This window comes from Streptomyces sp. NBC_01433, assembly GCF_026340105.1.
Taxonomy (GTDB): domain Bacteria; phylum Actinomycetota; class Actinomycetes; order Streptomycetales; family Streptomycetaceae; genus Streptomyces.
This window is the reverse complement of sequence record NZ_JAPEPM010000001.1, coordinates 2026245-2047446: the sequence shown is the minus strand read 5'-3', so window position 1 is coordinate 2047446 and position 21202 is coordinate 2026245. Positions and strand designations below refer to the sequence as shown.

Sequence of the window (21202 nt, the reverse complement as noted above, 5' to 3'; positions counted from 1 at the left end):
GTGACCGACACCCCCGTCGTCATCGTCGGCGCGGGCCCCGTGGGGCTGGCCACCGCTCTGGTGCTGGGCCGGCACGGCGTTCCCAGCGTGGTCTGCGAGCGGTACTCCGGCGTCAACCCCCACCCGCGGGCCCACGTCGTCAATACCCGGTCCATGGAACTGCTGCGGAGCTGGGGCCTCACCGAAGCGGTGCTGGGGGACGCGGTCGACCCCGAGTGGACCCTCAACATCCGCTGGAAACAGACCCTTTCCGGGCCCGAGCTCGGCCGGATCAACCTGGCCGAGGGTCCCGCCGAAGAACTCCGGCGCCGCGTGGAGGCATCCCCCGAGATGCTCACCTCGTGCGCCCAGGACCGTGTGCAGCAGCACCTGCTCGACGCGGTCCTCGCCCAGGGCATGGCCACGCTCCGCTACGACACCACCGTCCTCGACGTGGCCGACCGGGGCGGGAGCGTCGAGGTGTCCGTGGAGAGCGGGCAGCGGAGGGAGACGATCCGGGGGCGTTACGCGGTCGCGGCCGACGGGGCGACCGGCGTGATCCGCGACGGGTTCGGGATCGGGCTCGAAGGGTCCCCGGTGCTGGGCCACCAGCTCAACATCTACTTCCACGCAGACCTGTCCCCCTGGACGAGCCGCGATCCCGCTCTGCTCATCTGGGCGATCAACACGGTCTCGCCCGGTGTCTTCATCGGGATGGACGGAGACCGCCGGTGGACCTTCCAGCGGAGCTTCGACCCGGCCACCGAGTCACCGGCCGACTATCCGCCCGAGCGGTGCGCGCAGATCATCCGCGACGCGGTCGGCGTGGACGAACTCGACGTACGGATAAGGGCCGTGGGGCCGTGGACCATGGCGGCGCGGACCGCGGAACGCTACCGGAGCGGCAGCGTCTTCCTGGTGGGCGACGCCGCGCACCAGTTCCCCCCGACGGGCGGACTGGGCATGAACACCGGTCTCGCCGACGCGGACAACCTCGCGTGGAAGCTCGCCGCGGTGATCAACGGGTGGGCGCCCGAAACCCTGCTCGACAGCTACGAGGGCGAGCGCCGCCCGGTCGCCGTGGACAACGCCCGCCACAGCGTGCTCAACGCGCTCAAGATGGCGGACGCGGGCATCGGACCGGACACCGGGAACATCGCCGCACGCCTCGAAAGCCCGGACCCGGCGGTGGCGGCGGAGGAACGCGGGCGCCTCGCCGCGGCCATCCCCGGCCAGCGACCGCACTTCGACGCGCTCAACCAGGAGATCGGCTACGTCTACGGGCCCGGCCGGCGCGCGGACGGAGCGACGGGCGCCCCGCTGTCGGCGACCGACTTCCGCCCGTCCGCGGTGCGCGGCGCCCGGCTGCCGCACGCCTGGGTCGTACGGGACGGCGTCCGGGTGTCGACCCTGGACCTGCTGATCCCCGGCTTCACGCTGATCACCGGCCCCGAGGGCGCGGCCCGGGCCGACACGTTCGCGACGGTCACCGAGAGCGTGCCGTCGCACACCGTCGTGCTCGGCCGGGACGTCATCGACGACGACGGAGTCTGCCCGGCGCGGCTCGGCATTCCGGCGGACGGAGCCGTCCTCGTCCGGCCCGACGGCCACATCGCGTGGAGCAGCGCCGAGGGGACCGGCTCGTCCCTCGAAGCGGCGCTGTACGAGGCGCTGACCGCAGGTTACTGAGTGCGGGGCGCCCACCGCAGGTCACTGATTCGGGGCGCGAAGCCCGCCCAGCCCGCAAGCCCGGCCGAACAGCGGCACAGCCGTATCGCGGAGGGAAACGCACATGGATCACACGGATCACACGGACCGCCTGGGCCGCACGGATCACACGGATCACACGGATCACATGGATCACATGGATCACATGGACCGCATGGACCATCTGGACCGCACGGACCACCGGGCCCGCCGTGACACGCAGAAGGCGGCGCGCCCGACGCTTCAGGACCGGTACGTGTGTGAGGAGGGCAGCCTCCACCTCACGGGTATCCAGGCGCTCGCCCGGCTGACCCTGGACCTGCGCCGGGCGGACCTGCGGGCCGGGCGGCGTACCGCTGGGTTCGTGTCCGGCTACGAGGGCTCGCCCCTGGCCGGCTACGACATGGAACTGGAGCGCTGCCGGGACCTGCTCGACGAGTACGGCATCGTCTTCCGCCCCGGCGTCAACGAGGAACTGGCGGCCACGGCGGTCCAGGGGACCCAGCTCGCCGCCATGCAGCCGGACAAGCGCGTCGAGGGCATCACGGGCATCTGGTACGGCAAGTCGCCGGGTCTGGACCGTGCGTCGGACGCCCTGCGGCACAACAACCTGATGGGGACGCATCCCGACGGCGGCGCGCTCGCCCTGGTCGGCGACGACCCCGGCGCGAAGTCCTCGACGGTGCCCGGCGCCTCCGAACTGCTCCTGGCCGACCTCGGGATCCCCACCCTGTACCCGGCCGACCCGCAGGAGGCGCTCGACTTCGGCCTCCACGGCGTCGCCATGTCGCGGGCCAGCGGGCTGTGGGTCGCGCTGAAGATCGTGACCGCTGTCGCCGACGGTTCCGGCACGGTCGACGTGGCGGCGGGACGCGTCTCGCCGGTCGCGCCGGATCCCGGCATCGACGGCACCCCGTTCCGGCACCGCGTGGCCGCCCGGATGGTGCAGCCGGCACTCGGCGAACTGGAACGGAGCAGGGACGGCGCCCGGCTGGAGATCGCCCGGCGCTACGCCGCCGCCAACGGCCTCAACCGGATCACCCGCACGGGGCCGGACGACCGCGTCGGGATCATCGCCCCCGGCAAGACGTACCTCGACCTCCGGCAGGCGCTGCGCGGTCTCGGTCTCGACGACGCCGCACTCGCGGAACGCGGCATCCGCCTGCTGCACCTCGGCATGATCCATCCCCTCGAACCGTCGGTGGTCGAACGGTTCGCGGCCGGACTGGCCCACATCGTCGTGGTGGAGGAGAAGCGCCCGCTGATCGAGACCGCCGTCAAGGACCTCCTGTACGGCTCCGAGGCCATGCCGACGGTCTCCGGCAAGCGCGCTCAGGACGGCAGCGCGATGTTCCCGGCCGACGGAGAGCTCGACCCGGACACGATCGCCGCACGGCTCGCCCCCGCACTGGCGGCCCTCGGCGTCCGGCTCGTCGGAGTCCCGCCCCAGGGCACGCAGCCCAACGGGAAGCAGCCCAACGGCACGCAGCCCAACGGGTCCAAGGGCACGCGCACGCTTCTTCCGCTGCTCACCCGCACTCCGTACTTCTGTTCCGGCTGCCCCCACAACGTATCGACCAAGGCTCCCCAGGGGTCGACCGTCGGTGCCGGGATCGGCTGCCATGCCATGGTCACGCTCATGGACCCGGCGCAGGCCGGAGACGTGATCGGTATGACGCAGATGGGCGGCGAGGGCGCCCAGTGGATCGGCATGGAACCGTTCCTCGACCGGAACCACCTGATCCAGAACCTTGGCGACGGTACCTTCCACCACTCCGGAAGCCTCGCCGTCCGGGCGGCGATCGCGGCCGGGGTGAACGTCACGTACAAGCTGCTGTACAACTCGGCGGTCGCGATGACCGGTGGGCAGCGCCCGGCCGGTGTGATGCCGGTGCCCGCCATCGCCGGTGCGCTCCTCGCCGAGGGGGTCGCCCGGATCATCATCACCACCGAGGACATGAAGCGTTACCGGAAGGTGAAGCTCCCCAAGGGCGTACGGGTCTGGCACCGCGACCGGCTGCCCGAGGCACAGGAGATCCTCGCCGCGATCCCCGGCGTCACCCTGCTCATCCACGACCAGGAGTGCGCCACCGAACTCCGCCGCCGACGCAAGCGCGGGCTAGCCCCCGACCCCGTGGAACGGGTCGTGATCAACGAGCGGGTGTGCGAGGGGTGCGGCGACTGCGGCAAGAAGTCCAACTGCCTGTCGGTCCAGCCCGTGGAGACGGAGTTCGGCCGCAAGACCCGGATCGACCAGTCCTCGTGCAACAAGGACTACTCGTGCCTGGCCGGTGACTGCCCCTCCTTCCTCACGGTCGTCCCGGCGAAGGGGAAGGCAGGTATGGCTCGGAAGGCCGGTGCGGCGCCGGCCGCCCGGACCGCACCGATGCCGGACGTCACCGCGCTGCCGGATCCGTCGTACCGGCCCGCCGCTTCGCACACCACGAGGATCACCGGAGTGGGCGGTTCCGGCGTCGTGACCCTCGCGCAGATCCTGAGCACGGCCGCGACGCTGGCCGGGCGCCACGTCCGGGCCCTGGACCAGACCGGGCTCGCACAGAAGGGCGGCGCGGTCGTCTCCGACATCAAGATCACCCATGAGCCCACGCAGCAGGCCGGCAGGGCGGCCGAGGGGGAGTGCGACCTCTACCTCGGCTGCGACCTGCTCGTCGCCGCGGACGCCGGGCACCTCGCGGCGGCGGCACCCGCCCGTACGGTGGCGGTCGTCTCCACGGCGGAGGTCCCGACCGGGCAGATGGTGATCGACCCGGAGGCGTCGTTCCCCGACGCCGGACCGATCAGGGACCGCATCGGCGCGGCCGTCCGCACGGCCGTGTTCCTCGACGCCCGGCACCTGGCCGACACCCTGCTGGGGGCGGACCAGTACGCCAACCTGCTGCTCACCGGCGCGGCTCACCAGTCCGGTGCGCTGCCCCTGCCCGCGGAGGCCGTCGAGGAGGCGATCACCCTCAACGGGGTGAAGGTCGAGGACAACCTCAAGGCGTTCCGCTACGGCCGCCTCGCCGTCGCGGACCCCGAAGGCTTCGCCGCGATCCTGGCCGGGGCGGAGGGCCCGAAGGCCCCCCGGCGTACCGTGCCCGCCGCCGCGCCCGGACTGATCGCACAGGTCGGCGCGGCACCGGGCTCGGAGCTCGCCCGGCTCCTCGACGTCCGGGTGCCCGACCTCATCGCGTACCAGAACACGGCCTACGCCACGCGCTACGCCCGCTTCGTCGAACGCGTGCGGCGGGCCGAGGCCGAACGGGTCCCCGGCTCGACGGAACTGACCGAGGCCGTGGCCCGGCACCTGTACAAACTGATGGCGTACAAGGACGAGTACGAGGTGGCGCGGCTCTCGCTGGACCCCGATGTGGAGCAGGACGTGAAGACCCGCTTCGGCGCGGGCGCACGGATGTCCTACCGGCTCCACCCGCCCGCGCTCCGGGCACTCGGAATGGACCGCAAGATCGTGCTCGGCCCGTGGTTCAAACCGGCCTTCCGGCTCCTCGCCGCGATGCGCCATGTCAGGGGCACCCGGCTCGACCCGTTCGGCGCGGCCTCAGTACGCCGTACGGAGCGGGCGCTGATCACCGAGTACGAGGCCATGGTCACGGAGGTCTGCGGCACGCTGAGCCCGGCCGCTCTCCCGTCGGCCGTGGACATCGCGTCGCTCCCCGACGCGGTGCGCGGATACGAGGACATCAAGATGGCGGCGGTCGCCGAGTACCGCGTGCGGGCGGCCGAACTCATGGTCCGCTACGCCGAACCGGACCTCGCCGCCGCTCACGGGGGCACACCGAAGTCCTAGGGTCCCGGGGGGCCCTCGACGATGCCCGCGAACCCGTCGAGCAACGGCCCGAGCCCGAACTCGAACAGGACGTCCAGGTCCAGGTCGTAGCCGTCGGCGAGGGCGGCGGTGACCTTGGCGAAGACGGGGTAGCCGGTCGATCCGGCGATCGCGCGAAGGGATTCCACCTGGTCGGCCATCCATTCGTCCTCGGTGAGTCCGGTGGCGGCCTCGGCCTGGGCCTCCTGCTCCAGGCTGACGGCCAGGCCCTGGACGTAGCTGTAGAGCAGCACATGGACGTCCATCATGGTGGCCGGCTCCAGCCCGTGACCGTCCAGCGCGCTGAGCGCGCACTCCGCGTGGACCATCAGGTTGGGCAGCACCAACGGGCGCGAAAGAGGCGCGAGTTGGGCGAGCCATGGATGCCTGCGGTACACCCTCCAGAGGGTCCGGGCGCACAGTTCGAGGCGGGCGCGCCAGCCTTCGGGGGGCGTGGCGGGGTACGTCTCCTCGCCGAAGGCCGCGTCGGCCATCAGCAGGATCAGGTCGTCCTTGCTCTTCACGTACCGGTACGGGGACATCGCGGCGACCCCGAGCCGGGCGGCGACCCCGCGCATGGACAGGCCGGACAGCCCTTCGGTGTCGGCGATGTGCATGGCGGCACGGACGATGCGGTCGCGCGTCAGTTCATGGTCGCGCGTCAGCTCTGGTTCGTGGTCGTGGTCGTGGTCGTGGGAGGCGGAGGGGGGCGCGGCGTGACGGGACGGCTTCGGTGCGGGGGCCGGCGTGCGCGTGGCGACCACCGTGCCGATCCGGGGGCGGGTCTCCACGTACCCCTCCAGGCGTAGCGTGGTGAGAGCCTTGGTCGCGGTGGCCAGGGCGACCCCCCAGTCCTTGACGATCTGCCGGGTCGAGGGCACCCGGTCGCCGGGGGCCAGCCCGCCGGACGTGATGCGGCGGCGGATCTCGTCGGCGATGCGCCGGTAGGGAGGTTCGGGGTCCGGGGTCATGCCCGCTCCTTCTTCTTTCTCTTCCTCCTCGGAATTTCTCCTCGGATTTCTTTTTCTTCTGAAGCTGTACTAGTGCAGAGGCTAGCAGGGGTGCGGCCGGGAAAGCGTGCTCTGTCCTAGTTCAGATACGGGAAAAGTGCACTTGGCGGGCGTGCGCGTACGTCGTACATTCGGCATGCGTACACCGTACTGGGCGAGTTTGAACAGCTTCGGCCGCTCATGCCGCCCGAAGGAATCGAAGGGGTTTCGCCATGAGGACAGTGCTCATATCCGGCAGCGGTGTCGGCGGCTCGGCGCTGGCGTGTCTGCTGCGCGACCGGGGTTTCGCCGTCACTGTCGTGGAGCGCGCCCCCGCCCCGCGCCGGGGCGGGCAGGCCATCGACATCCGAGGCGTCGCGCTCGGCGTCGTCGAGCGACTGGGGCTGCTGGAGCAGGCGCGAAGCGCCCGTACCCGGATGCGGGGCATGTCCGTCCTCGACCGGGACGGCAACGAGATCCACCGCTCCACCGAGGCCGCCTTCAGCAGCGGCCGGTTCGACAGCGGCGACATCGAGGTGCTCCGCGACGACTTCGTGCCGATGCTGCACGAACGCCTCGGCGGCGGGGCGGAGTTCCTCTACGGGGATCGCGTCACCGCTCTGGAGGAGGGCGGGGACGGCGTGCGCGTCACCTTCGAGCGCGGTGCTCCGCGCGCCTTCGACCTGGTGGTGGGCGCCGACGGTCTGCACTCGGGGGTGCGGCGGCTGGTCTTCGGCGCTGAGGAGGAGTTCGTCCGTCACCTGGACATGCACATCGCCATCTTCAGCGTGGAGAACTTCCTGGACCTCGACAACTGGCAGGTGTGGCACCGGGAGGGCCCGGCCGGTTACGGCATCTACCCGGTGCGCGACAACACCGAACTGCGGGTCACGTTCGGCTTCGAGGGCGGGCCGCTCGGACCCGGCGCCCGCGCCCAGGAGCGGTACCGGGCGCTGGTCGCCGAGCGGATGGCGCCCCTGCGCTGGGAGAACGCCCGCCTGCTCAAAGCGCTGTGGGACGCGCCCGACTTCTACGCCGACGCGGTGGCCCAGGTGCGCATGGACAGTTGGTCGCGGGGGAGGGCGGTGCTGCTGGGCGACGCGGGGTACTGCGCGTCCGTGCTCTCCGGGCAGGGGACCAGCCTCGCTCTGGTGGGTGCGCAGGTGCTGGCGGACGAATTGGCGCGGGCCGGTGACGACCATGCCGCCGCGTTCGCCCGGTACGCGGAGCGGATGCGTCCGTTCGTCGCGGCCAATCAGGCTCTGGTGACGGGGAACGGCGGCGGCGAGGCCGGTCCCGCGTCCTGGGAGGCGGTCGACCGGGCCAAGAACGCCATCACGTTGGACGCCTGACGCCACGCTTCATCCGGGCCTTCGAGTGGCCGTCGAGGGGCCTTCGAGTGGCCTTTCGGGGGCCTTTGCGGGGGTGGGAGCCGGCCGCCCGGCGGCGGGGGTCGGGCATGTGGTCAAGAGTGCGTCCAGCATGCCGTAGAGTTGGGTTTAACGACGCGGGGTGGAGCAGCTCGGTAGCTCGCTGGGCTCATAACCCAGAGGTCGCAGGTTCAAATCCTGTCCCCGCTACTGAAGGACCAGGCCCGGAACGCACACAGCGTTCCGGGACTGAGTCGTTTCCGGGCCCCTGTACGCCGTGGGCGCGCGTCGAGCCGGGCCGGGTCGCGCGGGAGCAATGGCTACCGCGACCACTGGACGGGCGGCGGGACACGGCCGGGGCCCTGCGGGCAGCTTCGCGAAGAACTACGATCGGCACGGAGACGGCACCGCCGCCTTCGTGCGGGACGCACTGACGATCTACGCGGAACACCGGCTCTCCGACTGGCCTCCGGAAGGCCGGGCCTCCCGCCCGCTCCCCCCTTTGGCCGATGAGGAGTCGCCGCACGGCGCGGCTCCGGCAAGCCTGGACGGGGCGCGGTACCGTCCGCAGCCGTGGGCGGACCGGGCAGGAGTGCACACGTGGGGAAGCGGGACAGGCGGCGTGGGGGACCTGTCGGGCTGCCCCGTGCCTGGAGCCGAAGAGTTCCGGGTCTCCCGGCGCGCGGCCTGGGGGGTTCCGCTTTCGGTTTCCCGGCGCGTGGCCGCGGGGGGCGCCCCGGAGGCCGTGCCGCCCGGCGGTTCGTGCGTGCGCTGCCCGCCCTGATGATCGGCGGCGGGCTGCTCTTCGACGTCGGGACCCCGCCCACCTTCACCGCCGTACCGCTGTTCGTGGCGGCACCGCTGATGGCCGCCCCGTTCTTCTCCCTGGCCAGCACCGTCCGTACCGGAGTGGCGGCGGTCCTGGCGGTCGTCGCGCTGCACGCGTACGCCGGGACGCTGACCCGGGCCGTCCCGGTCACCGAGCTGGCCACCGTACTCACCGCCTCGGTCCTCGCCCTGGTCATCAATGGCGTCGTGCGGCGCGGCAACGAGCAGCTGGCCTCGGCGCGGGTCATCGCGGCGACGGCCATGCGGGCCGTGCTGCCGACCCCGGACGACCGCATCGGCGGGCTGCAGGTCGCCGCGCGGTACGAGGCGGCGCAGGCGGACGAGTTCGTCGGCGGCGACCTGTTCGCCGTCGCGGACACCCCGTACGGGGTACGTCTGGTGGTCGGCGACGTACGGGGCAAGGGGCTGGACGCCGTCGAGGCGGTGGCGGTGATCATCGGGGCGTTCCGGGAGGCCGCCGAGCAGGAGCGTTCGCTGGAGGGGGTCGCGCAGCGGCTGGAACGGGCGCTGGCGCGGGAGGGGACGCGGCGCGGCGGGCTGGACGCGATGGAGGGGTTCATCACGGCCGTGCTCGCCGAGATCCCGCCCGGTTCGACGACCCTGCGCATCGTCAACCGCGGGCACCCCGAGCCGATCCTGCTCCACGTGGACGGGGCGGTGGAGGTGCTGGCACCGGCCGTGCCCGCGCTGCCGCTCGGCATGAACCTGGGGGTGTGGCCGGACCGGGCCGATGAGTGGGCGCTGCCCGCCGGGGCGACGCTGCTGGTGTTCACGGACGGCCTCTCCGAGGCGCGGGACCCGTCCGGGGCCTTCTACGACCCGGCGGCGCGGTTGCGTGGCCGGATCTTCCCGGGTCCCGAGGAACTGCTCTCCGCGCTCACCGACGACGTGCGGCTGCACACCGGTGGCCGGTCCACTGACGACATGGCACTCCTCGCGGTGGCGCGGCCGGCCGAGGGACAGCCCGAACGCCGGACGACGGTGAAGATCGTGGGCCGGGGCAGCAGATGAGCCGGGGCGGCCGCATGAGCGGGGGTGGCGCGTGCGGCCGGGCGGCGCGTGAACAGGACGTCCGGGCGCACGGCACGGGAGTCGGTACGGGGGTCGGCCCGGGAGCCGCCCCGGGAGGGCGACCATGAGCGATGCCACCGTACGTAACTGAAGAACGCCGCTCCGCATAACATTTGACGCAACGTCAGAAACTGGGTAATGGTCGGACTCGATTCAACTCGCCCGATTCCAACCCTTTGTACCCGTTAAGTCCAGGCCAAAGTCATGAACGATCAGTGGGAAGAGCTTGGAATAGGGCCCATCAGTCTATTAACGTTCGATAACGCAGCGCGGTCGTCCCAGTCGTCGCAAGAGGCGGCACCGTGCGCGAGCGCCGAATCCCGCAAGGGAACCGGGGAACCACCTACATGGGGTGAATCGGACACCTGTGTCTCGTGAGAGGCAGAGGAGCCCGTAGGAGACCTTCCTGCTCCGAACCCGTCAGCTAACCCGGTAGGCGAGAAGGAAGGAAAGGAGTGCGCCCACGTGGCGTCCAACAAGCCTGCCCCCGAGGCCCCGTCACCCTTCGTCACCGACAACTTCGGTGACGCGGACAGGACCTGGGAGGAATGGAATCCCACCGAGGAGTCCATCCGGCCCGTACGCGGCAGGCACCGCGTAGCCAAGCAGCGGGGACTCGCCCGTAGCTCCACCGTCCTCGGCGTCGGTGTCATCGCGGCCGTCGGCGCGGGCGGCATGGCCACCGCGCAGAGCAAGCCGCCGGTCTCCATCTCCCTTCCCGACTCCCTCGCGGACAACCTCCCCGATGCCAAGTCCCTTCCCGGCGTCGGTGCTTTCATGTCCGACGACGCGGACAAGACACCGGTCTCGGCAGCCCCGCTCACCTCCGCGGGCATCACCAGCGCCGAGGCCGAGCAGGGCACGACCGACGCCGGTGAGGCGCTCCGCGCCCGCATCCTCCAGCAGGCCGAGCAGCAGCAGGCCAACGCCGACGCCGAGGCCAAGGCCGCGGAGGAGAAGGCGGCAGCCGAGAAGGCCGCAGCCGACGCCAAGAAGCAGCAGGACGAGGCCGAGGCCAAGATCGCCGCCGACAAGAAGAAGGCGGAAGAGGCGGCGAAGAAGAAGAAGGAGGCCGAGCGCCTCGCCAAGCTCGCCGCCAGCTACGCGCTGCCGACCTCCTCGTACAGCATCACCTCGACCTACGGCCAGTCCGGCCCGATGTGGTCCTCGGGCCACCACACCGGCCTCGACTTCGCGGCGCCGACCGGCACTCCGGTCAAGGCCGTGCACAGCGGCACGGTGAAGTCGGCCGGCTATTCCGGTTCGTACGGCTACCGCACCGTCCTCGAACTCGATGACGGCACGGAGATCTGGTACTGCCACCAGTCCACGATGAATGTCACGGCCGGCCAGAAGGTCTCCACCGGCGACACCATCGGGCGCGTCGGTGCCACCGGCAATGTGACCGGTGCTCACCTCCACCTGGAGGTCCACACCGCGGGCGGCTCGGGCATCGACCCGATGAGCTGGCTGCGCAGCAAGGGGCTCACGGTCTGAGCCCCCGCGCCCGCCCCGCGGGCGCACCCGAACCCCGGCAGCCCTGACGCACACCCCCCGACGTCAGGGCTGCCGGTCTGCTGTCCGCAGGAGAACGACGCGCGCGGCTTCCGGCGCGGAGGCTCCGGGCGCCGGGCGCACAGGCCCGCGTAGGCGGCCCGCGGCTTCCGGGACAGAGGCTCCGGCGCGCGGCTTCCGGGGCGGAGGCTCCGGTGCAGTGAATCCCGCCGACGCGGAATACCCCTCATCGGCGCTCTCGTTGAACCGACCATGACTTCTGCGACCTCTCTGCGCCCGCTCGGCTCCTCCGTCCTTCAGGTCTTCCCCCTCGCCCTCGGCGGCAACGTCTTCGGCTGGACGGCGGACGAGGCGCAGTCCTTCGCCGTCCTGGACGCGTACACCGCGGCGGGCGGCAACTTCATCGACACCGCCGACTCCTACTCCTCCTGGGTCCCGGGCAACGAGGGCGGCGAGTCCGAGACCGTCTTGGGCAAGTGGCTCGCCTCGCGCGCCAACCGGTCCGACATCGTCGTCGCCACCAAGGTCGGCGCCCACCCCTCGTACAAGGGGCTCTCCGCCGGCACCATCAAGTCCGCCGCCGAGGAGTCGCTGCGGCGGCTCGGCACGGACCACATCGACCTGTACTACACGCACTTCGACGACGAGACCGTCCCGGTCGAGGAGATCATCACGGCACTCGACCAGCTGGTGAAGGACGGCAAGGTGCGCGAGATCGCCGCCTCCAACATCAGCGCGGAGCGGCTCCAGGCGTCCCTGGACTTCTCCGAGCGCGAGGGCCTGGCCCGCTACGTCGCCCTCCAGCCGCACTACAACCTGGTCTCCCGCGATACCTATGAGGGCGCCCTCCAGGACACCGCCGCCCGCGCCGGGCTCGCCGCGGTCCCGTACTTCGCGCTGGCCTCGGGCTTCCTCACCGGCAAGTACCGTCCGGGCACCTCGGTCGACAGCGCGCGCGCCGAGAAGGCGGCCCAGCACCTGGAGTCGGAGCAGGGCCGCAAGGTGCTGGTCGCCCTGGACCGGATCGCTCAGGAGCGCGAGGCCGAGATCGCCACGGTCGCCCTGGCCTGGCTGGCCTCCCGGCCGACCGTCGTCGCGCCGATCGCCTCGGCCCGTACGGTCGAGCAGCTGCCCGCACTGGTCGCGGTCGCCGAGCTGCGCCTGACGGACCAGGAACTCGCGGAGCTCACCGAGGCATCCGCCTGATCCACGCGGCCGTGCGCCGGGAACCGGGCTACTGCGGGGGACTCAGGTAGGGGTTGTGGCCGCCGTACTGCGGATGCGGGGCCGGGCCGTACGGCTGCGTCCCGCGCTGTTGAGGCATCGGGAACGGCTGCGGCACCGGCCCGTACGGATACGGCTGCGGCTGCGGGGCCGGGCCCGGGTTCGGATACGGGTAGGGGTAAGCCTGCGTCCCCGGTACCCCGTACGCGTACGGGGGCCGCTGCGGGAACCGCCCGCCGTACGGCGGGACCGGGGGGCGGAGGTGCGCGCGCAGCCGGCCCGTGGCGTGGGCCGCGTACGTCAGGGCCGGGCCCGCGATGTCCCTGCGCTGCCAGAGGTGATGCAGCAGTTCCCGTTCCCGCGCGGCGAAGTCCGGGCCCGCCGTGTCGCGGCGGGCCCTTCGGCGCAGCACGGCCAGGGACGTCGCGAACGACTCGTACTCGGCGACGGCCCGTGCCGCCGCCCTGCCCCGGTTCCGGTCCGGGTGGCCGTGCCAGTGGCGGGCCAGATCACGGGCCATGCCGCGCGCCCGCATCGAGGAGAGCGCGAGCGGCTCGGCCGGGGTCAGCCAGCCCGCCGCCGCGTAGGCGGGCAGCTCGGCGGAGAGCGTACGCAGCTCCCGTCGGCGCGAGAACACCGCCAGCCAGGTCACCAGCCCGAACGCCGGGACCATGAAGACCCCGTACACCGCGTAGAAGCCGTACGGGCCGAAGGCCGACGAACCGTTCCACAGGGCGTGCAGGCCCATCGCGAGGACCAGGCCCAGTACCGGCAGCGCGATCCGGCGGACCCGGTGGCGCCGCGCGCCGACCGCGGCGAACCCGAAGCCGATGCCGGTGAGCACCGTGAACAGCGGGTGCGCGAACGGCGACATCACGATCCGTACGAAGAACGTCCCGGCGGTCACCGAGGCGAACCCGGTCATCCCCAGCTGCTGGTCCTCACCGAAGGCATTGCCCAGATAGAGGATGTTCTCGGTGAAGGCGAAGCCGGTCGCGGTGAATCCGGCGACCACGATGCCGTCCACGATGCCGCTGAACTCCCGTCGCCGGAACAGGAAGATCAGCAGGACGGCGGCAGCCTTGGCGCTCTCCTCCACGACCGGGGCGATCACCGTGGCCCCCAGGGTGTCGGCGCTCGCCGGGTCGGCGGTGGCCGTGGCGATCCAGCGGGTCGCGAACGAGTTGGCGATGATCGCGACGAGTGCGGCGGCGCACGCGCCCCAGGCGAAGGAGAACAGCAGATTCCGCCAGGGGCCCGGCTCGACCCGGTCCAGCCAGCGGAAGGCCGCCATCAGCAGTGGTACGGGCAGCACGGCCAGCCCGAGCCCGACCAGGAACCCCTCCGTGCCGGTCTGCTCACGGACCAGGGACAGGATCACCAGCCCGCACAGCGCGAGCGCGACGATCACCGCACCGGCGCGGAACGCCTTGCTGCGCCACACCATGCCGACGCGGCGCGGCCGGTATCGCCAGCCACGCTCCGGCACGGCGCCCAGGATCTCGCCGAGCTGACGCTCCTCAAGAACCGGGACGGCCGGATGCGGCTGCGGCTGCTGGTGATGCACGGACCCGTCGGACACCCCATGACCCTAACGAGCGGGACCGACAGCTGACCATGGGCGCCGGGGGGACTCGGCCGGTTCGCAACGGTCCCCGGCCGCGCGCCGGACCGTGTGCCGGGTCGTGCGCCGGACCGTGTGCCGGGTCGTGCGCCGGACCGTGTGCCGCGTCTGCCCGTGTGCCCGTGTGCCCGTCCGACCGCGTGCCGCGTCGGTCAGACGCGTGCGAACAGCAGGTCGTGGACGAGGTGCCCCTTGTCCAGGCCCTGCCCCTCGAAGCGGGTCAGCGGACGGAACGCGGGCCGCGGGGCGTAACCGCCGTCCGCCACGGTGTTCTCGAAGAGGGGATGCGCGGTGAGGACGTCCAGCATCTGTTCCGCGTACGGCTCCCAGTCCGTCGCGCAGTGGACCACGGCGCCGGGCTTCAGCCGCTGGGCCACCAGGTCCAGGAACTCCGGCTGGATCAGCCGCCGCTTGTGGTGCCGTGCCTTGGGCCAGGGGTCGGGGAAGAACACCCGGAGTCCGTCGAGCGCGTCCGGCTTCAGCATCTCGCGCAGCAGGATCACCGCGTCACCGTTGGCCACCCGGATGTTGGTCAGGCCGTTCCGGTCCGCGAGACCGAGCAGATTGCCCTGGCCGGGGGTGTGCACATCGACGGCGAGGATCCCGGTGCCCGGGTCGTCGGCCGCCATCTGCGCGGTGGCCTCGCCCATGCCGAAGCCGATCTCCAGGACGACGGGCAGACCGTCGAACAGCTCGGCCGGGTCCAGCACGCGGAGCCCGTCGATGTCCAGGCCCCAGGTGGGCCACAGCCGCTGGAGGGCGTCCTCCTGCCCGGTCGTGACCCGGCTGCGGCGCGGCTGGAAGCTGCGGATCCGGCGCTCGTGGTGCGAGCCCGCCGGGTCGGCGGCGGGACCGCCGGGGAAGCGGGGTTCCTGGCGGAGCCTGCGCTGCCGCTCGAAGGAGGCGGCACGCCGGGCAGCCGCGTCGTCCGCGGCGTCGTCCGCACCGGCCGCGTCGTCCGCACCAGTGGTACCAGGGGCACGGGCCGCGTCGTCCGCACCAGTGGTACCGGCGGCACCAGGCGCGTCAGGGGCATCAGGAGTGGGGTTCACAGGCTGCTCAGACACAATGACCCGATTCTACGGCGGGCGGCTTCCACCCCGCGCCGCGAGCCCGCAGCAGTGCCCGGCGTGCCACCTCCCTGCCGATGGGCAGAGAGGCCGTGGCGGCGGGCGACGGGGCGTTCAGCACGTGCACGGTGTGCGGGGCCTCGCGGATCAGGAAGTCGTCCACCAGCGTGCCGTCCCGCAGGACCGCCTGGGCTCTGACCCCGGCGGGCGACGGCCGCAGATCGTCCTCACCCACCTCGGGCAGCAGCCGCTGTACGGCCAGAGTGAACGCGCGCTTCGACAGCGAACGGTGCACCTCGCCCGCCCCGTACCGCCAGTGCCGTCGGGCGATCCGCCAGGAGCCCGGCCAGCTCAGCGTCTCCATCAGCTCACGGGGGCGCACGACCGGCCAGCCGTACCCCTCCCGGGCGAGTGCGGGCACCGCGTTGGGTCCGACGTGGACGGAGCCGTCGAAGCCCCGGGTCAGATGCACCCCGAGGAACGGGAACGCCGGGTCCGGCACCGGATAGACCAGCCCGCGTACCAGCTCCGGCCTGGCCAGCTCGTAGTACTCCCCCCGGAACGGCACGATCCGCACTCCCGGGTCGTCGCCCGCCAGCCGTGCCACCCGGTCGCAGTGCAGCCCCGCGCAGTTGACCATCACCCGGGCCCGGACGACGAGGCCGTCCGCTGTCCGCACCGCGACACCCCAGGGGCGCCGGTCGATCGCGGTGACCTCCGCCCCGTACCGGATGAGGCCGCCGGCCGCGGTGGCCTCCGTCGCGAGCCGTGCGGCGACCGCCCCGAAGTCGCACACCCCGGTCGTCCCGACCCGGATCGCCGCGAGGCCGCGCACATGGGGTTCGTACTCCGCGATCTGTGCCGGGCCCAGCTCCCGCACCGGCAGCCCGTGCTCCCGGCCGCGCTGCACCAGACCGTGCAGCCGGGGCAGCTCGGACCGCTCGGTCGCGACGATCAGCTTGCCGGTCACCGCGTGCGCGATGCCGTGCTCCGTACAGAAGTCGACCATCTCGGCGGCGCCGCGCACCGCGTACCGGGCCTTGAGCGAACCGGGGCGGTAGTAGACGCCGCTGTGGATCACGCCGCTGTTGCGCCCGGTCTGGTGGCGCGCGGGGCCCCGTTCCTTCTCCAGCACCGTCACCCGGGTGCCCGGAGCGGACCGCGTGATCGCATACGCGGTCGACAGACCGACGATCCCGCCGCCGATCACCAGCACATCGCAGTCGTACGCCGCGTGCGTCATCATCACGCCACCTCCCACCCCGATAGTGCACTGACCCACTGACAACCGGCTCAAACCCGGGACGGGCGGGACGTGGCGCACACCCCGGCCCCGCGGACCCGGGGCGGGCGCCGGATCAGACCGGGGCCACCAGCAGCGGCCGGGCCCGTTCGCGCAGCTCAGCGACGCGCGGCTCGTCCCCGTACGGTTCGAGCCGGTGCAGCAGATCGCGTACGTACTCCGTGGTCCGCGCCGAGGAGATCCGGCCCGCCACCTCGACCGCCCGGGTCCCCGCCGCACACGCCGCGTCCAGGTTGCCCGACTCCAGCTCGGCGACCGCGGACACGACGAGCCGCAGTCCGTGCGAGCGGACGAACTCCTCGGTCGGCTGGGACAGGGCCTGCTCGGTGAAGCGCCGCACCTGCCGGGGCGCCTTGAGGTCGCGGTAGCACTCGGCGGCGTCGGCCGCGAATCTGTCGTACGAGTAGAAGCCGAGCCACGACGGGTCGGCGTCGCCCGCCCTGGACCGTTCCAGCCAGCCCTCGGCTGCCTTGAGCGCGGCCCCCGCGGCCGCCGCGTCCCCCGCCTTCGCGTGCGCCCGCGCCTCCACCAGCCGGAAGAAGCTCATGGTGCGGGCGGTGGCGAGCCCGCGGTTGCGTTCGACGGCGGCCTGCGCGAGGTCGACCCCTTCGTCGGCGAAGCCGCGGTAGGTCGCCTGGAGGGACATCGATACGAGCACGTACCCGCCGAGCGGTACGTCGGCGGCTGCGCGGGCCAGGCGCAGGGCCTGGATGTAATAGCGCTGGGCGGCTTCCTGCTGGCCGGTGTCGAAGGCCATCCACCCGGCCAGTCTGGTCAGTTCGGCCGAGGCGCCGAAGAGGGCGCGGCCCACCTCGTCGCTGTACGAGCCGAGGAGCAGCGGTGCGGCGTCGACCCGTAAGCACTCCGGAACCATGGAGGAACGCCAGTCCCCGCCGCCGTACTTGGAGTCCCAGCGGCGCGCGTCCTGGGCCGCCTCGCGCAGCTTGGCCACATCGCTGTGGCCGACCCGCAGCGGCGAGGCGTCGGCCGCGGACTCCGGGCCGGGCTGCACGGGCACGGACCCCTGCGCGCCGGGTCCGATCAGTGCGCCGGGCATGCCCGGCGCGCCCGACGGGCCGTGTGCGCTCCGCATGTTCTGAGCGGCGTGCGCGCCCTGTGCGCTCTGTGCGCCGAGGATGGCCACCCGGGCAGCCGCGGAATCCCGCGCCACGGAGGGATCGGCGGGCGTTATCAGCCATCGGGACGCGGGGGTCGCGTACGCGCTGACGGCGAACGACCCCGCGAGGGACTGCCAGATTCCGCCGCCGCCCCGCCGCCCGGCGAGATCCAGTCGGTACAGCTCGGTCGCCGACCGCACCGCCTCGCCCACGTCACGCGGGAAGGCGAGCCCGACCTCGGGCGCCGGGTCGGCGTCCGCGAGCCCGATCTCGTGCAGCGGGACCGGCCGGCCGAGCTTGGCACCGATCGCCGCGGCGATGAGATGGGGCGCGGCGCCCTGCGGCACCATGCCCTTGGCGACCCACCGGGCCACCGAGGTCTTGTCGTAGCGAAGTGTCAGACCGCGCTGTGCTCCGAGGTCGTTGACCCGCCGGGCGAGCCCGGCGTTACTGATTCCCGCGAGGGCGAGAACCGTGCCGAGCTTCTCGTTCGGCCCGCGTTGCTCCCTGGACATGCGCCACCCCTCGACACACAGACAGCCGCCGCGACACCGAGGGCGGCGCGCGGCATTCGTGCCGATGCCTCCCCAGGTTCGAACCCCGTCACTCCGGCTGCACACGCATTTGGCCGAGCCCCGAGGAATATGCCGCCCTGCTGAGAACATCAGTAAACACAGCGTAGTTCGCCGCATCCCTACCGTTAAGGGGCGAGCGTCCGTATGGCGGGATTGTTGTCCGTGCGGGCGGTCGGTGTTCGAATCCCGGCCGTGTGCCGGGCAGGGTCCGGCGTGCTCCTGTTGTGTGGCCGTGCGCCCGGCCGTGCGCTCTGGCCCGGCCCGCCCGGTGAGGGCTTCCATGGATGCTGCGTGGGTCGGCCCGCTGTACTGGACTCAGTGGGCTGGGGGATGCTGCCGCCCCATTCCCCGCGGGCGGCGGACCGGTCCGGGAGGTGAGGCCCACCTCCCGGGCTGTGCGTGGAGCCGCTCGGCGCGGGGGGTGAAAGCGGACAGTCGCCGGTTGCGGCGCGCGCCGAGAATGGCTGAATGACGACGCTGGGGTGATGCTCTGGTCAACGGTCCGACTATGGCCGGATTTCGACCGCTCGTGCGGGCGGTCAACCGGGTGTCCGGAACGCCGCACCGGCCATTCGGGGCTGACGCTTTGGCTCCACAACACCCGGAAGCCATCGTTCCGTTGTGGATACGTCGCCGTTCGCGCCCGGGAAGCGGTGCCGGGCCCTTGCCAGGGGCGCATGCCCTTCCGGCGTGCGCTGCCCGTACCCCCTCCGGTACGCCGTTGTCGTGGCAGCATGTCCCGCAGCGGTGTCCCGTTCTCCATGTGCGCCGCTTTGTCCACAGCCTGTGGAGGCGGCGATGCGTTGGTTGGTGGGGTGGAGCAGTATCGCCGCGAGTTTCGGCACCGTCGGCGCGGTCGACGCCGGCGGCGAGGGGCGCACGGTTCAGCCCGTGGGCTCCCAACTCCTGTGGGGAGACCCCGATCCGCTCTGGGCCGTCGGTGACTGGCGCCCCGACGAGATCCGCGTCATCAACGTCGCGACCCCCGAAGGTGCCCCCACCGCCCGCCTCGCCGTCCTCGGCTGCTGCGGGGCCACCGACGAACAGCTGCGCGTCGGGCTGCTCTCCGCACGCGGCGGTGCGATGCGGCATCTCACCGCCTGGCCGGGCAGTTACACGGCCGTCGTGCAGATCGGCCGCCGGATCACCGTCGCGGGGGACCTGGCCGGAGCCCGGCCCGTCTTCCACACGCCCTGGGCCAACGGCACCGCCTACGCCACCGCGGCACTTCCCCTCGCCGACCTCATCGAAGCGCAGCTGGACATCGGCCACTTGGCCGCCCTGCTCGCCTGCCCCGAGACACCGGAGGCGCTGGGCGACGGCACACCGTACGTCGGCGTGAAGCGGGTCCCGCCGGGGCACGCGCTGATCCTGCGCGAGGGCTCGCGCGAGATCACCGGGTACGAGGCGGTGGCCTCGCTCGCCGTCGCGGCGCCCCAGGCCGACCCGGTGCACGCGGTCGAGGGCGTACGGGACGCGCTCGTCGAAGCCGTGCGCGCCCGGCTCACGGCCCCGCGCCACGCCCCGGAAACCCTTCCGCCGGACCCCGGACCGGTCCCCGGCATGGGACCCGCCGAACGCCGCGCGGCGCGTGGCGCACCCGTACCGGGCATCGGCGCCGACCTCTCCGGAGGCAGCGCGTCCGCCACCCTCGCGCTGCTGGCCTCCGGACTGCCCGGACTGCCCGGCACCCTCCTCGGACACGGCACGGGGGCGGGGGAGCGGCTGCTCGCGGTCACCTTCAACGACCTCACCACCCGCGGCCACGAGGACGAACTCGAACGCGCCCGAGCCATCGCCGCCAACCCGCGCCTGCACCACGTGGTGGTCGCGGCGGGCGAGGAGGCACTGCCGTACGCGGCGCTGGACAGCGGCCCGCTCACCGACGAACCGGCCCCCTCCCTGGTCGTCTCCGAGCGTCACCGCCGCCGGCTCGCCGCGGGCAGCGCCGACCACTTCGTCGGCCACGGCGCCCGGCAGGTGCTGGACGCGCACCCGGCCCGCCTCGCCGACCTGCTCATGGACCGGCGCAGACGCCACATCCTGCGCCCCGTGGCGGCACTCACCAAGGCCGAAGGCGCCTCGGCGCACTCCCTGTTCGTGCCGCTGACGCTCTACCGCGCGGCGCGGCGGCTCGCCCGTACGTCGTACCGCACCGGCCTGGAGGCGGCGGCCGACCGGCTGCCCGACGCCAACCGTTACGCCCCCGACCTCGGCACCCCGGCCGACGCCTCGCTCGCCGCCCTCGCCTGGTCGCGCCCCGGACCCGCGGCGCGCTGGCTGACGGGGGAGGCACTGGCCGAAGTGGCGGTCCGTCTTCAGGAGGCGGCGATCCGGCCGACCTCCGTGCAGCGCCCGGGAGAGGCCCGCGCCCGCGCCGCCCTCGCCCGCAGCGCCGCCGACCACCGCATCCTGGAGCAGGCCGCCGAGGTCCGCAGCCAGCGCCTCCACGCCCCGTTCCTCGACAACCAGGTCGTCCGGGCCGCCCGCGGCCTTCCCGAATCCCTCCGCGTCCAACCGGGCGCACGGGCCGCGATCCTGCGCCGGGTGCTGGGCGGCGCGGGCATCCACGACCTCCCGCCCGGCTGGGGAACCCCGTCCCAGGCCACCTCGGCCGTCGCCACCCGCACCGGCCTGCGCGCCGCGCTCCCCGAGCTGATGGCGCTGTTCGACGCCCCGCTGCTGGCCGACGCGGGCCTGGTCGAGGCACGCGTCGTACGCAAGGCCCTGCGCGCCGCCTCCGAGGGCGAACCCCTCCCGCTGGACGGGCTGGCCGACCTGGCCTCCACGGAACTCTGGCTCCGCCGCCTCCTCGCCCGCCGGGGCACCTGCTGGACGGGCACGGCGGCTCCACGCCAACGCGCGGTGGCGGGCGGAGTGGTCCCTTCCGGACGCAGCCTCCAGCCGTGACCGTCCAGCGCGGCTCGGTTCACCGGCGGCCGGCGCTCCGGCTCACCGCTCCCGGCTACCACTTGTCGGTCA

At 72.7% G+C, this 21202-nt stretch carries 12 protein-coding genes, 1 tRNA gene, 1 pseudogene and 1 riboswitch; of the genes and pseudogenes, 9 read left to right on the top strand and 5 right to left on the bottom strand.

Going from position 1 to position 21202, the window contains the following annotated elements; genetic code table 11:
• Together OG413_RS09215 and OG413_RS09210 are read left to right on the top strand one after the other, a co-directional pair.
• Positions 1-1668: an FAD-dependent monooxygenase gene (locus tag OG413_RS09215; protein WP_266804170.1), complete on the top strand. Its 1668-nt coding sequence runs from the start codon at positions 1-3 to the stop codon at positions 1666-1668.
• A gap of 166 nt (positions 1669-1834) precedes the next feature.
• A complete protein-coding gene (locus OG413_RS09210) occupies positions 1835-5494 on the top strand; it encodes an indolepyruvate ferredoxin oxidoreductase family protein (protein WP_266804168.1) in 3660 nt (1219 codons plus the stop codon).
• On the opposite strand, the gene OG413_RS09205 is transcribed toward OG413_RS09210, so the two are convergent.
• Complete coding sequence (locus OG413_RS09205) at positions 5491-6483, bottom strand: TetR/AcrR family transcriptional regulator C-terminal domain-containing protein (protein ID WP_266804166.1); 993 nt, start codon at positions 6481-6483, stop codon at positions 5491-5493. The genes OG413_RS09210 and OG413_RS09205 overlap by 4 nt on opposite strands.
• A gap of 251 nt (positions 6484-6734) precedes the next feature.
• Here OG413_RS09205 and OG413_RS09200 point away from each other — a divergent pair, with 251 nt between their 5' ends.
• The 6 genes and pseudogenes from OG413_RS09200 to OG413_RS09180 all read left to right on the top strand — a co-directional run bounded on the left by OG413_RS09200 (position 6735) and on the right by OG413_RS09180 (position 12512).
• Positions 6735-7853, top strand: coding sequence for an FAD-dependent monooxygenase (locus OG413_RS09200; RefSeq protein ID WP_266804164.1), 1119 nt, complete (start codon positions 6735-6737; stop codon positions 7851-7853).
• A 154-nt stretch (positions 7854-8007) separates the two neighbouring features.
• Positions 8008-8081: transfer RNA gene (locus tag OG413_RS09195), tRNA-Met, on the top strand.
• 163 nt (positions 8082-8244) lie between these two features.
• Positions 8245-8334 (top strand): annotated as a pseudogene (locus OG413_RS46890) (MerR family transcriptional regulator); the annotation flags it as partial.
• Positions 8335-8633: 299 nt separating this feature from the next.
• The gene (locus OG413_RS09190; protein WP_266804163.1) at positions 8634-9731 is read left to right on the top strand and encodes a PP2C family protein-serine/threonine phosphatase; all 1098 of its coding nucleotides are present in this window, start codon (positions 8634-8636) and stop codon (positions 9729-9731) included.
• A 361-nt stretch (positions 9732-10092) separates the two neighbouring features.
• A riboswitch (cyclic di-AMP (ydaO/yuaA leader) is annotated at positions 10093-10245 on the top strand.
• Positions 10246-10256: 11 nt separating this feature from the next.
• Positions 10257-11288 carry a M23 family metallopeptidase gene (locus OG413_RS09185; protein ID WP_266804162.1) on the top strand — a complete coding sequence of 344 codons (1032 nt, stop codon included), beginning with the start codon at positions 10257-10259 and terminating at the stop codon, positions 11286-11288.
• A 270-nt stretch (positions 11289-11558) separates the two neighbouring features.
• Positions 11559-12512: an aldo/keto reductase gene (locus tag OG413_RS09180; RefSeq protein ID WP_266804160.1), complete on the top strand. Its 954-nt coding sequence runs from the start codon at positions 11559-11561 to the stop codon at positions 12510-12512.
• Positions 12513-12540: 28 nt separating this feature from the next.
• On the opposite strand, the gene OG413_RS09175 is transcribed toward OG413_RS09180, so the two are convergent.
• The 4 genes from OG413_RS09175 to OG413_RS09160 form a co-directional block, all read right to left on the bottom strand.
• Positions 12541-14112 (bottom strand): PrsW family intramembrane metalloprotease, encoded by a 1572-nt coding sequence (locus tag OG413_RS09175; RefSeq protein ID WP_266804159.1) that lies wholly within the window; start codon positions 14110-14112, stop codon positions 12541-12543.
• Between the two features lie 194 nt (positions 14113-14306).
• Positions 14307-15221, bottom strand: a complete 915-nt coding sequence (gene trmB / locus OG413_RS09170) for a tRNA (guanosine(46)-N7)-methyltransferase TrmB (RefSeq protein ID WP_266804157.1) — start codon at positions 15219-15221, stop codon at positions 14307-14309.
• Entirely contained in the window at positions 15214-16470 is a 1257-nt protein-coding gene (gene lhgO / locus OG413_RS09165) for an L-2-hydroxyglutarate oxidase (RefSeq protein ID WP_266804155.1), read from the bottom strand. The genes trmB and lhgO overlap by 8 nt, the downstream gene beginning before the upstream one ends.
• Before the next feature lie 112 nt (positions 16471-16582).
• Positions 16583-18160, bottom strand: coding sequence for a sporulation protein (locus OG413_RS09160; protein ID WP_266804153.1), 1578 nt, complete (start codon positions 18158-18160; stop codon positions 16583-16585).
• 858 nt (positions 18161-19018) lie between these two features.
• On the opposite strand from OG413_RS09160, the gene OG413_RS09155 reads away from it, so the two are divergent.
• The gene (locus tag OG413_RS09155; RefSeq protein WP_266804151.1) at positions 19019-21130 is read left to right on the top strand and encodes an asparagine synthase-related protein; all 2112 of its coding nucleotides are present in this window, start codon (positions 19019-19021) and stop codon (positions 21128-21130) included.
• Positions 21131-21202: the final 72 nt, after the last annotated feature.

Bases quoted from the DNA above. Each gene is read 5' to 3' on its own strand.
- OG413_RS09210 (WP_266804168.1), top strand. From the start codon at position 1,835: ATGGATCACATGGATCACATGGACCGCATGGACCATCTGGACCGCACG.
- OG413_RS09205 (WP_266804166.1), bottom strand. From the start codon at position 6,483: ATGACCCCGGACCCCGAACCTCCCTACCGGCGCATCGCCGACGAGATC.
- OG413_RS09200 (WP_266804164.1), top strand. From the start codon at position 6,735: ATGAGGACAGTGCTCATATCCGGCAGCGGTGTCGGCGGCTCGGCGCTG.
- OG413_RS09180 (WP_266804160.1), top strand. From the start codon at position 11,559: ATGACTTCTGCGACCTCTCTGCGCCCGCTCGGCTCCTCCGTCCTTCAG.
- lhgO (WP_266804155.1), bottom strand. From the start codon at position 16,470: ATGATGACGCACGCGGCGTACGACTGCGATGTGCTGGTGATCGGCGGC.
- OG413_RS09160 (WP_266804153.1), bottom strand. From the start codon at position 18,160: ATGTCCAGGGAGCAACGCGGGCCGAACGAGAAGCTCGGCACGGTTCTC.
- OG413_RS09155 (WP_266804151.1), top strand. From the start codon at position 19,019: ATGCGTTGGTTGGTGGGGTGGAGCAGTATCGCCGCGAGTTTCGGCACC.